9 protein-coding genes are annotated in these 12,371 nt (G+C 45.0%); 4 read left to right on the top strand and 5 right to left on the bottom strand.

What is annotated here, in order from left to right; all coding sequences use genetic code 11:
- The first annotated feature begins 78 nt into the window (after nt 1-78).
- Entirely contained in the window at nt 79-1,965 is a 1,887-nt protein-coding gene (gene ilvD, locus IP510_RS01675; RefSeq protein ID WP_194363056.1) for a dihydroxy-acid dehydratase, read from the top strand.
- 220 nt (nt 1,966-2,185) lie between these two features.
- The gene (locus tag IP510_RS01670) at nt 2,186-3,433 is read left to right on the top strand and encodes a cation:proton antiporter (RefSeq protein ID WP_194363055.1); all 1,248 of its coding nucleotides are present in this window, start codon (nt 2,186-2,188) and stop codon (nt 3,431-3,433) included.
- A 69-nt stretch (nt 3,434-3,502) separates the two neighbouring features.
- On the opposite strand, the gene IP510_RS01665 is transcribed toward IP510_RS01670, so the two are convergent.
- The 4 genes from IP510_RS01665 to IP510_RS01650 form a co-directional block, all read right to left on the bottom strand.
- Nucleotides 3,503-4,987, bottom strand: a complete 1,485-nt coding sequence (locus tag IP510_RS01665) for a serine hydrolase domain-containing protein (protein WP_194363054.1) — start codon at nt 4,985-4,987, stop codon at nt 3,503-3,505.
- A 197-nt stretch (nt 4,988-5,184) separates the two neighbouring features.
- Entirely contained in the window at nt 5,185-5,787 is a 603-nt protein-coding gene (locus IP510_RS01660; RefSeq protein WP_227669412.1) for a beta-lactamase hydrolase domain-containing protein, read from the bottom strand.
- A gap of 49 nt (nt 5,788-5,836) precedes the next feature.
- The gene (locus IP510_RS01655; RefSeq protein ID WP_194363053.1) at nt 5,837-6,754 is read right to left on the bottom strand and encodes a MaoC family dehydratase; all 918 of its coding nucleotides are present in this window, start codon (nt 6,752-6,754) and stop codon (nt 5,837-5,839) included.
- A gap of 244 nt (nt 6,755-6,998) precedes the next feature.
- Nucleotides 6,999-8,399 (bottom strand): 3-oxoacyl-ACP reductase, encoded by a 1,401-nt coding sequence (locus IP510_RS01650; RefSeq protein WP_194363052.1) that lies wholly within the window; start codon nt 8,397-8,399, stop codon nt 6,999-7,001.
- A gap of 535 nt (nt 8,400-8,934) precedes the next feature.
- On the opposite strand from IP510_RS01650, the gene IP510_RS01645 reads away from it, so the two are divergent.
- Nucleotides 8,935-10,431 carry an acetyl-CoA C-acetyltransferase gene (locus IP510_RS01645; RefSeq protein ID WP_194363051.1) on the top strand — a complete coding sequence of 499 codons (1,497 nt, stop codon included), beginning with the start codon at nt 8,935-8,937 and terminating at the stop codon, nt 10,429-10,431.
- A gap of 184 nt (nt 10,432-10,615) precedes the next feature.
- Nucleotides 10,616-11,695, top strand: coding sequence for a polyphosphate kinase 2 (gene ppk2, locus IP510_RS01640; protein WP_265087548.1), 1,080 nt, complete (start codon nt 10,616-10,618; stop codon nt 11,693-11,695).
- Nucleotides 11,696-11,937: 242 nt separating this feature from the next.
- Here ppk2 and IP510_RS01635 read toward each other — a convergent pair whose 3' ends face one another.
- Complete coding sequence (locus IP510_RS01635) at nt 11,938-12,285, bottom strand: PilZ domain-containing protein (RefSeq protein ID WP_194363050.1); 348 nt, start codon at nt 12,283-12,285, stop codon at nt 11,938-11,940.
- Between the last annotated feature and the right edge of the window lie 86 nt (nt 12,286-12,371).

The following is a 12,371-nucleotide window of genomic DNA, read 5'->3' as shown; positions in this document are numbered from 1 at the left end:
TCATAAAAAGCACACTATCAATATCACAGCTGAGGCTAAACATTTTAACAAACCTCGCCTATTTGTAAGGAATATCACATGGATTATCGCTCAAAAACCTCTACTGGTGGTCGTAATATGGCAGGCGCTCGCGCATTATGGCGTGCAACTGGCATGACTGATGGCGACTTTGGCAAGCCGATTATTGCCATTGCCAACTCATTTACCCAGTTCGTACCCGGCCATGTGCATCTAAAAGACTTGGGCCAACTGGTCGCTCGCGAGATTGAAAAATCGGGCGGCGTGGCAAAAGAGTTCAACACTATTGCGGTCGATGACGGTATTGCCATGGGTCATAGCGGTATGTTGTACTCGCTACCTAGCCGCGACCTCATTGCTGACTCTGTGGAATATATGGTCAATGCTCACTGCGCAGATGCGCTAGTGTGTATCTCTAACTGCGATAAAATCACGCCAGGTATGTTGATGGCCGCCATGCGCCTTAACATTCCAGTGGTGTTTATTTCAGGTGGCCCAATGGAAGCCGGCAAAATCTTAGCCAGTACCGTTGGCAAAAGCCATAATACCGATGGCAGTGACAGTAGCGCGATTCGTAAGCTTGATCTTGTCGATGCGATGATGGATGCTGCTGACGATAGCATTAGTGATGAAGATGTGGCCGCTATCGAAGCCTCAGCTTGCCCAACTTGCGGTTCATGCTCTGGTATGTTTACTGCCAACTCGATGAACTGCTTAACCGAAGCCTTAGGCTTAGCACTACCGGGTAATGGCTCGCTACTGGCCACTCACTCACTGCGTCGCGAGCTATTCTTAGAAGCGGGTCGCACCATAGTATCATTGGCCAAACGCCGTTATGAGCAAGATGACGATTCAGTATTACCGCGCTCAATCGCGAGCAAAGCGGCTTTTGAAAATGCGATGACCTTAGATATCGCCATGGGCGGCTCGACCAACACGATTTTACATCTATTAGCTGCAGCGAACGAAGCGGAAATTGACTTTAAAATGCATGACATTGACCGCCTAAGCCGCGGTGTACCTTGCCTTGCAAAAGTTGCGCCTGCCTCACAGAAATACCATATGGAAGATGTGCATCGTGCTGGTGGCGTGTTTGCACTATTGGCTGAGCTTGATCGTGCCGGCCTCTTGAGCACTGACGTACCGACCATCCATAGTCCAACGATGAAAGCCGCGATTGATAAATGGGATATCATGAACGCTGATAACCTTGAGGCGCGCGCGCGCTTCCTTGCAGCACCGGGTGGCGTACGTACCACTGAGGCGTTTTCGCAATCAAAAGAATGGTCAAACCTCGATGTCAACCGTGAGTCAGGCTGTATTCGCAGTGCCCAACATGCCTATTCAGCAGATGGTGGTTTAGCCGTATTGTATGGCAATATCGCTGAGCGTGGCTGCGTGGTAAAAACCGCAGGTGTGGATGACAGCATCTTGGTCTTTACTGGTCGCGCGCGCCTATTTGAGTCACAAGATGACGCTGTTGCTGCGGTATTGGCTGATGATATCGTGGCTGGTGATGTGGTCATCATCCGCTATGAAGGTCCTAAAGGTGGGCCTGGTATGCAAGAAATGCTTTACCCAACGACGTATCTCAAGTCTAAAGGCTTGGGTAAAGAATGCGCCCTACTCACCGATGGTCGTTTCTCTGGTGGTACGTCAGGCCTATCAATCGGTCACGCCAGCCCAGAAGCAGCTGAAGGCGGTGCCATTGGTCTGGTTGAAGAAGGCGATACCATCCATATCGACATTCCGAACCGCACTATCAACATGCAAGTCAGCGATGCTGATTTGGCGGCGCGCCGCGAAGCGATGGAAGCACGTGGACGTGATGCGTGGAAACCAGTCAGCCGTGAGCGTTATGTCACCCCTGCTCTACGTGCCTATGCTGCTATGACCACCAGTGCCGATACGGGTGCGATACGTGATGTGAGCCAAGTAGAACGCTAAAACGTGCGCACTGTATTTTAAGGTAGATGAGCTATCTTCAAACACATAAATCCGAACAACTATGAAAAGCCTGCATATCTTATGCAGGTTTTTTTTCACCAAAAAACAACGCAGTAGACGTTTTGATAACGATTTTTTGCGATAATTGATTTTTTTTGGCGTCATGATAAGGGCTAAAGCTAAACACCCTCTCAACCATACAAAAACGTGTATCAGCCCTATGATTGAAAACTACAACTTATTCTTATTGATTTGCGGTATTGCCTTTTTATTAGGGGCACTGTTTCCTATCGTCTTTAAGCGCACCTCAATCTCACTACCTATGCTGCAAGTCAGCTTTGGTTTGATGATGGGTTACTGGTGGACATCGTTATCTTTTTTAGACCCCTTAAGTAATGGCTTAATAATCGAAAAGCTGACTGAGATTGTCGTGTTGGTCTCACTCGTTGGGGCTGGTATAAAAATCGACACTGAGTTGTCTTGGAAACTATGGCGACCCACGGTTAGGCTACTGCTCATTACCATGCCGATTGGTATCTTTGCGATGGCGGTTTTAGGCTATTATGCGTTTGGTTTGAGCTTGGGCGCTGCTATCTTACTGGGCGCGGTCTTAGCACCTACCGATCCCGTCTTAGCATCTAGCATTCAAGTGGGCCCTCCTAATACAGGAGGCGAAGACACACCGCGCTTTACTCTCACATCAGAAGCAGGATTGAATGATGGTCTGGCTTTTCCATTCGTTTACTTAGCGATTAAAATTGCCGAGGCGTTTAGTGAGGGTAAAGTCTTTACCTATGAGATGCTCTGGTCATGGTTTACTCATGATGTCCTGTGGAAAATTGGCGCAGGGGTGGTGGTTGGTATTGTGGTTGGAAAGGTACTGGCCAAGCTGGTGTTTTCTAAATACACTCGTGATACCACCATCTCACAAGGCTACGTGGTTATCGCCTTAACCCTCTTGGCTTATGGGGTAGCGGAGTATGTACACAGTTATGGGTTCATCGCTGTTTTTGTCGCGGCTTTTGCGTTTCGACGCTCAGAATGTGAGCATACTTATCATGAAAAACTACATGACTTTGCCGAGCAATCTGAAGGCTTGCTAATGTCATTGGTATTGGTGATTTTTGGTATGTTCATCGGTCAAGGCTTGCAGTCTGATATTGAACTGACATGGCGTGTCTATATCGTGAGCTTTACGTTCTTGCTACTCATCCGTCCTATTGGTGGGTTTATTGCGTTATCAGGACTTAACCTTCCTCGCACCGAAAAATACGCCATCTCAGCACTGGGTATTCGCGGTATTGGGACGTTGTATTATTTATCTTACGCGCTAAATCAAGGGTTCTTCGGTGATGAAGATGCACTTAAACTATGGATTGTCTGCTCAATTGTGATTTTAACCTCAATCTTCATTCATGGCTTAAGTGCCACTAAGTTACTTAAAATGACACCAAATAAGCCGCATTAATGAAGAATTCAGCTTATTTATTGTAAATCAGCTCTATATTATAAAGTGAGGCTTTTTATACAATCTCACTCAAACTACATCATCCACCAACGCTAAGACTGCTTCTGTCAGCGCAAACTGACGAACGTCGTTGAGCATGGTGGTGTCAAAGTTATGAATAAAGGCAAAGGACAATTGACGCTCAGGGTCACACCACGCGACCGAACCATTATATCCCATATGGCCAAACCCTGATGAGATGGCACTTTCATTCTTTATGCTTTCGTTCTCAGCGCTTTCATTATGAACGCTGTCGATCATAGGGTTCTGATTGTTATTCTGATTGTCACATACGCTAAATAATTTATGGTAACCCAATCGCCATTGCATCTGTGACGGCATGACAGCATCCAAACCCGTCACTTTCGATGTCAATAGCTGCTCAAAGATTGCTTGATTAATCAGCGTTTGACCACGCCATTTACCGCCATTTGCCAGCATGGCATATATATTAGCCAAAGCTTGCGCTGATGCCACCCCGTTGGCCGCTGGAATGACCGCTTGTAATGTGTCGTCGCTATAATAATCAATTGGTGACGTGCCTGCGGGTATGAGTGCCGCTTTATAGTTTCTCAGATTTAACGTACTCGTATCAAGATAAAGACGATTGATAGCAGCGGTGTCTAACACTGGCTTTGAATCACTAGCATTTTCTCTATCGACACCATCATTAGTACTATCAGCGTTCTCGACATTGGCATCATTTTGATCATCTAGCATCTTTTGTTGCCAGCTTGCATAGCTAGGGAGGCTGGCATAGGTATGCAGCGTAGCTTTTGAATCCGCTTTTAACGTAGGTTTGTGACGTCTTTTACTAGGCTGTGAGGTAGGCTCATCTGCGCCTTCAAAGTTTTTGGTCAGCTGTGCCACTTGATCTACCTTGCTCTTTGGCACGCCAAAATAACAACTGTCTGCAATGCCCAAAGGCTCTGTCAAATAATGACGCAATGCTTCAGCAAGTGATAGTTCAGTGGCCGCTTCTATAACGCCGCCTAGTACCCAGCCGTAAACCAATGCGCTGTAAGCACTAGCATACGAGGCTGCGTTTTCTGGCGGTGTGACGGGCATCGCGGCAATTTTATCTAGCATCACATCCCAGTTCAGCAATGTTTCGCTGTCCGCATCAATGCTCTGAATAGAGTATAAATTGGCTTGATGAGACATCATATGGCGTAAGGTAATTTCCTCCTTGCCCTGTGCTGCAAATGCTGGCCAGTAATGAGCAATAGGCACATCATAGTCAAGCAATGCTTGAGAGGCTAGCACGTGTACCAGCGTGGCCAACACCCCTTTACCGGTTGAGAAATTAATCGCCAATGTATCAGGCTGCCACGACATAGTAGGACGTGCCATGCCTGTGCTCGCTTGTGCAATACATGCTCCTGCCTGATATACGACCACCGCACCCCCTGCCGGTGCATCATCCAGTTGTAAGTCAGTCAGCAGTTGCTGCAAACGTGATTGTAAAATGCTATCCGTAGCAGTATTTACGTGTTTTTCACTGTGTCCCGTCATTATTATCTTTCTCCTATTTTGAATTATTCTAATTTTAAGATCTGTCTGATTTGCTTGGATTATGTATTAATAGAGGTAAATGCTTAACCAATAAAAAAGGCCACCCATCGGTCGCCTTTTCCTTACTCAATCATGACGATATCTTATCATGATGCTAATATTTAGCTTAGTATTAACCTTTCATACAACGCAAATATTTAACGTGGTACGAGCAAACGATTATGAACTTCTTGTTCAAGTTTGGTCAGACCATGGCTGCGACCGCGCTCCATAGCCGTATCCATCTTGCGTCCACGCAGCCATCCTGCTCGTAGCGCAATGGCAGCCCCTACTCGATTTCCAGACCCGCAGTGCATAGCGATCTTTTTGCTGTGGTGCTGACGCAAAATATTATCAAATGCCAATATTTTGAGCTGCTTTAGTTCTGCAGCGCCATTGATAGGTAAATGCTCATAGTGCATACCTGCACACAATACCGCTGCTGACTCATCAAAGCCCAGCTCATCATCAGGCTGTAAATTGATAACAATCTCAACCCCAGCCTGCGCCAATGCCGACACTTTTTCATCATCTAGCGCACCGCATACAATGGTATTGGCATCAGGACGGAAATACGGCTCGAGAATCACAGCCAAATCAACACCATTGTCAGTATTAGTGTCAGTGTCAACATCACTAGCATTGCTGACATTGCCTTCTTTACTGCTTGAGGTATCATTGGCAGCTAGGGTATTCGTCGCGACTGATTGATCTGTGTTTGTTTCATGGTCTGGTAAGGTCATAGTGCTTTGTGCAGTCATAATGATAAATATATTCGTTAGGAATGGTCATTGAATAAAAAGATAGCGGTTACTTGCTATCTGTCTCTAATTTCATAACACCAGCCAAATGCGGTTTGTTATTCTTTGAGCTGTATAGCCCAAATTCACAAGTGTCGTCTGCATTGGCAAGCTGTGCGACTGGCTCAGCAATCAGCTCTACTTCAGCTGGCAAAAAGATAGGCAATTTAAATGAGACATCAACAGTATAAGCATCAGGTAAATCACCCATTAGGGCAAGACACTTGGCTTTTGACCACATACCATGGGCAATCGCTTTAGGGAAACCGAAAGCACGTGCTGATAATGGGTGCAAATGAATCAAGTTAAAATCCCCTGACACAAAAGCATAACGGCGACCGATGTCTTCTGGTACTTCAAATATACTGTGTACCCCTGCTTCGTCAACTTCTGGTTTGACCACAGCTGGGCGCGGTGCACTTTTTTTGTCTTTGCTACTGGCAGGCTTTTTGCTACGTGACAGATATGTCGATGTGCCTTCCCAGATGACCTCGTCTTCTGATTTGACGATGGTAATAAAGTCAAATTGCTGACCTTGAGCGTGATCGCGCAGATTATCGAACGTGACCGACAATGCTACTGTTTCACGCTCTCCGATCGGACGGTACTGCGTCACGCTGTTGTCAACGTGTACCAAACCCAACATCGCAAACGGGAATGGCTCTTTGACCATCATATTCATCTGTAGCGTCTGTGACAATACTGAAAAATAAGTCGCTGGTACTTTACCGTCATCAGCGAACCCACAAATTTTACGATAATCGTCTAAATTGTCTTGATCGATATGCAAATCATCCACGTAATAAGTGGCTTGTGGTAACTCGTCTCTGCTGACCTTGCCACTGTTTCCGATAGGCAGCAAGCTTTTGACGATATTGGCATAAGTGGTGTGCGCTTTTGGCAACGCATCATAATGTTTGTCTGACATAAATAGATCCTAAGTGTGGCTTGAACAAGTTTTTTAACGTATATAGAGACATTCTACAGTCATTGACTAAAGCCTACTATTAAATCATCCAATAAGCATCAAATTTCATCAACCTCATGAGTATATCTATCAGCAAAAAACCGTTTGGCTATTGATTCTTGTATTTTTATCATAAAAAAGCCACCCATGGGCAGCTTTGTTACTCTTCATTAGCAATTATCTGGTAAGCATACCTTAAATGATATTATGCACCAAGCAAGCTTTGACCACAAACACGTACTGTGTTGCCGTTTAGGCCGCCAGAGGCAGGTGATGCAAACCATGCGATGGTTTCAGCCACATCGACTGGTAAGCCGCCTTGGCTCATTGAGTTCATACGGCGGCCCGCTTCACGGATAGCAAACGGAATGGCTTCTGTCATTTGCGTTTCGATAAATCCTGGAGCAACTGCGTTGATGGTCATGCCTTTTGCATTATCTTCTAACTGCTTCGCAGTCGCATTAACCAAACCGATCACGCCTGCTTTAGACGTGGCATAGTTGGTTTGACCCATGTTGCCTGCAATACCTGAGATAGACGATACGCATACGATACGTGCGCTGTCTTTTAGCACGTCGTTATCAAGCATATAGCGGTTCAATCTGGCAATACTGCCCAAATTGATGTCGATAACCATGTCCCACTTTTTCTCATCCATGTTTGCCAAAGTTTTGTCACGCGTCACGCCAGCATTATGAATCACAGCATCAAGGCCACCACGTTTTTCAGCTGCTTCTGCAACCTCTTTACCAGCATCAGCACTGGTGATATCAACGGTCAATACAGAACCACTGATTTCACTAGCCACCTTTTGTAGGTCTGCTTGCTGCTGCGGGACATCAAGGCAAATCACATGCGCCCCTTCACGCGCCAATACGCGAGCGATGGCTTCACCAATACCGCGGCTAGCACCGGTTACTAGCATGGTTTTGCCGCCCAAAGGCTGATTCCAATCTACGTCAACTGAATCGCCTTTGCTGACGCGAATGACCTGTCCTGAAACATAAGCTGAGCGTGCTGAGGTAAAAAAGCGCAATGTTGAATCTAGGTTTTGCTCAGCACCAGTCTCAACATAGACTAGCTGTGCGGTCACACCGCGCTTGAACTCTTTGCCAACTGACTTTACAAACCCTTCAAGCGAACGCTGAGCCATTGCCGTTTCGATATCAGTGATGCTCTCAGGCGTACGACCAACAATAATCACACGGCCAGACTTCTCTACGCGGCGTGCAACCGTATGAAAGAATTCATACACTTCTTTTAGTTGTTCGGCATTGATGATATTGCTAGCATCAAACAATAAGACTTTGAACTTGTCATCACCGCCTGTGTTGGCTTTTGCTTCAACGCCTGCATCCGCTAGGGCATCAGTCATATCATCGCCGCTGTTCACATATACTTCAGCATGGACATCTGACAAGATGCGCGCAATAGACTGGCTCACGCTGGCGTCATCACCATTAGCACGGCCAACCAACACGCTACCACGTACCAGACGCTCACCGCTTTCAAAACGATCAAGCGTGGTCGGCATTGGTAAACCTAGATTTTTAGCTACTTTTTTGCCAAGAGAAGACTGAACAAAATCACCATAACGGTCTGACATAATATAATCCTTATAATTAATGGTTAAAATAATAAATAGAAAATGCGATGGGCGTATTATATAGGCTCATCGTTATTATCATTATTGATATTTAGTAAATCGCTCTAAAACTTGCCTAACTATACACTGACCTCATAAACAAGTCCAAAAACAGACAATGTCTACAACAATCTGTAAACAACTCAGTATACAAGACGGCCACTTTTTCTCACGTTAAGGGACACTATAACATGTTAAAATCCGACCAATAAGTTATGGCATGTCCTATAATTGATAACAATATATTATCAAACATAGCATTGTGCAATGCTAATATTTCTTACTAGTCAGTCTATCAAAGCGATGAATAATGGTTATGAATTTATTATTGACCTGATACAAGCGTCACATCGTTTGCTAAAGATATACATTAACTGAATAAAAACACCTTATGATAAGCATCTATGTCACATAATAAATGCTAATATTTATTGATTAAGACAAGTTGCCTATCTTTTAACTTTTTTTTCTACATATACTTTTTAAGGATAATACTATGAGTAATAAAAACAATCATCCAGACAGTCCTGTTGTTGAAAGCACTGTTGTTAAAGCGACTAGTACCAAAGCGGACAATACCAAAAAAGAAACCGCTACTAAAGAAAATAGTGTTAAAGAAACTGCTAGCAAAAAAGTAGCTGATGATAAAGTAGATGCGCCTGCTGCCAAAAAGCCTACCGCTAAAAAAGCCAGCCAAGCAAAGCCTGCATCAGGCCTAAACCGTGTGGCCATCATCGGTGGTAACCGTATCCCATTTGCACGCTCAAACGGTCCTTATGCCGACGTCAGCAACACAGACATGCTAACGGCTGCTTTAGATGGTTTGGTTGAGCGTTACAACCTACAAGGCGAGACACTAGGTGAAGTGGTATCTGGCGCTGTCATGAAACTGAGCCGCGATATCAACCTAACTCGTGAAGCAACATTAAACACAGCATTGAACCCGCACACGCCAACTTATGACATCTCACAAGCTTGTGGTACTGGCTTACAAGCGACTTTTGCCTCTGCAAACAAAATTGCACTTGGTCTGATTGATTCAGCCATCACTGGCGGCGTAGACACGACCTCTGATGCGCCTATCGCAGTTGGCGATGGCCTACGTAAAGTACTTATCAAACTGGGTGCCGCAAAAGACAACAAACAACGCCTAAAAGCATTGATGGGTCTAAACCCAAAAGACTTGATTGATTCACCGCAAAATGGCGAGCCACGCACTGGTTTGTCAATGGGTGAGCACCAAGCGATCACGACGCTTGAATGGAACATCAGCCGCGAAGCCCAAGATGAGCTTGCATTCAATAGTCATCAAAATCTAGCACGCGCTTATGACGAAGGTTTCTTTGACGACTTGATCACGCCGTACAAAGGTCTGACTCGCGACAACAACTTGCGTCCAGACACCACTTTAGAAAAACTGGCGAAGCTAAAACCAGTATTTGGCAAAAGAAACGCCAATCCAACGATGACTGCTGCCAACTCTACACCGCTAACTGACGGTGCTTCTTGTGTGCTATTGGGTACGGATGAGTGGGCAAAAGAGCATGGTCTAGAACCGCTTGCCTATATCGTGCATCAAGAAACGGCTGCGGTTGATTTCATTGGTAAATCTGGCACAACGGAAGGCCTGCTAATGGCACCAGCGTATGCCGTACCGCGTATGCTTGAACGTGCTGGTCTGACGCTGCAAGATTTTGATTTTTATGAGATTCATGAAGCCTTTGCTTCACAAGTATTGTCAACACTTGCCTCATGGGAAGATGAGAAATTCTGTGAAGAGCGTCTAGGATTAGAGGCACCACTAGGATCTATCGATCGTAGCAAACTGAACGTTAATGGTTCATCATTGGCTGCAGGTCATCCGTTTGCTGCTACTGGTGGTCGTATCTTAGCCACTGCTGCCAAACTACTCGATCAAAAAGGTTCAGGTCGTGCACTCATCTCTATCTGCGCAGCAGGTGGTCAAGGTGTGACTTGTATTCTAGAAAAATAATCTGGATTGTATGTAGTCTAAAAAGAGAGATACCCTGACTTATTATTTTAATCAGCATCTGTCTGTAAAAATGCCCTTTAATTAACTTAAAGGGCATTTTTTATTGCCCGTATTTTGTTATTATAAAAGTGAACGAGGGAGCACCATCTTACAAAATCCAATATGCCAAACAAAGGTAATATTTATGGGTAAGACAAAATATTTATTAGAAAAGCTGAGGGAAGTCATTTTTGGTTCTGAGAAATTTGTGATGACAGAACCGCGTACAACGGCTGACTTTGAATCTTTAGCGACTAAAGAGCATGTGGATCAATATAATCGAGAACAATCGATTCTTTTGGAGCGTATCGAAAAAGAAGTTCTGGATGATGAGTTACGTCGAAAAATGCACCAAGATTTAATCGATACCTATGATGAAGAGCTTGAGAATGAAATAGATGACTGTGCACGTGATTTTCGTTTTGATGGACGGGAGATGAGCGAACAAGAAAAACTAGACAGACGAACATATTTCCACGAATTGGTTCGACTACAACGAGAGCTCATAAAGCTACAAGATTGGGTCGTTGATCGCGGTGAGCGCATTGTCGTTATCTTTGAGGGGCGTGATTCTGCTGGTAAGGGTGGCGCCATTAAACGCATCACTCAGCGTTTGAACCCCAGAGTGTGCCGTGTTGCCGCATTACCCGCTCCCACGGAACGTGAGCAGACGCAGTGGTATTTTCAGCGTTATGTCGCTCACTTGCCAGCAGCTGGCGAGATTGTATTGTTTGACCGCAGTTGGTATAACCGCGGCGGTGTTGAGCATGTGATGGGCTTCTGTACAGACGCACAGTATGAAGAGTTTTTTCAATCGGTACCAGAGTTTGAGCGCATGCTCGTACGCTCTGGCATTCGCCTCGTAAAATACTGGTTTTCTATCACTGATGATGAGCAACATGCACGATTTATGAGCCGAATATATGATCCGCTTAAGCAGTGGAAACTCTCGCCAATGGACTTACAGTCACGCCGGCGCTGGGAAGATTACACCAAAGCCAAAGAAACCATGTTTGAGCGCACTCATATTCCTGAAGCACCCTGGTGGGTCGTTGAAGGCAATAATAAAAAACGTGCTAGGCTGAACTGTATAGCCCATTTGCTCGAACAAATCCCTTATAAAGAAGTGCCTCGTGACGAGGTTGAACTGCCCAATCGAAAGCGCGATGATGAATATTACCGTGAACCTATCCCAAACGATATGTATGTGCCGCCGCGTTATTAGAACGCTTTCACATTCCGCCAGTTTGTTGATATAGTCAAAGAAATCTAAAACAGCTACAAGGCAGCCGACCGCAGATTGTACATAATATAGTACCTCTAGGAAGGGTAACACCGTAGCGGTTTAGTAGTTCACTGACTATACTTCTACTAAAAAGCAGCCTTATATCAAGTATAAGGCTGCTTTTTTATGGCGATATTTATTTTGATTATAACAGTGGGTAAAAATATCGATAGTCATACAGACTACATCGTATAAGTCGATTGTAAGCTATCAATTTTACCTGCCAGTAGCCGCTCAACCTCGTTCTTTATTCTGAGTCCCGCAACGTCAGTGCCGATTTGGACGGCAAAACCTGCTGGTCGACCGCCCTGCGCTTTAGAGTTGATCCAAACCACCTTGCCATTCATAGGCAAGCGTTCACTTGAGTTAGGAAGTGTGATTGCAATGAATACCTCATTGCCAAGTTTTTGCGGTTGGTCGGAAGGCACAAACAGAGCGCCATTGGTCACAAAAGACAAATAGCTGGCATACAGCATCTCGATATTTTCAATATGACAGGTCAAAATCCCGCCACGTCCTGGCATTGCCATAGTCAGCTTCCTTGATTAAGTGGGTCTACTATATTTTATGAGTTATTGAGTTTATCAGGCATTAATACCATGTAAATCAAAGCATT

This window comes from Psychrobacter sp. NG254, assembly GCF_015277735.1.
Taxonomy (GTDB): Bacteria; Pseudomonadota; Gammaproteobacteria; order Pseudomonadales; family Moraxellaceae; genus Psychrobacter.
The sequence above is the reverse complement of the archived record's forward strand: the minus strand, read 5'-3'. Positions and strand labels throughout refer to the sequence as shown.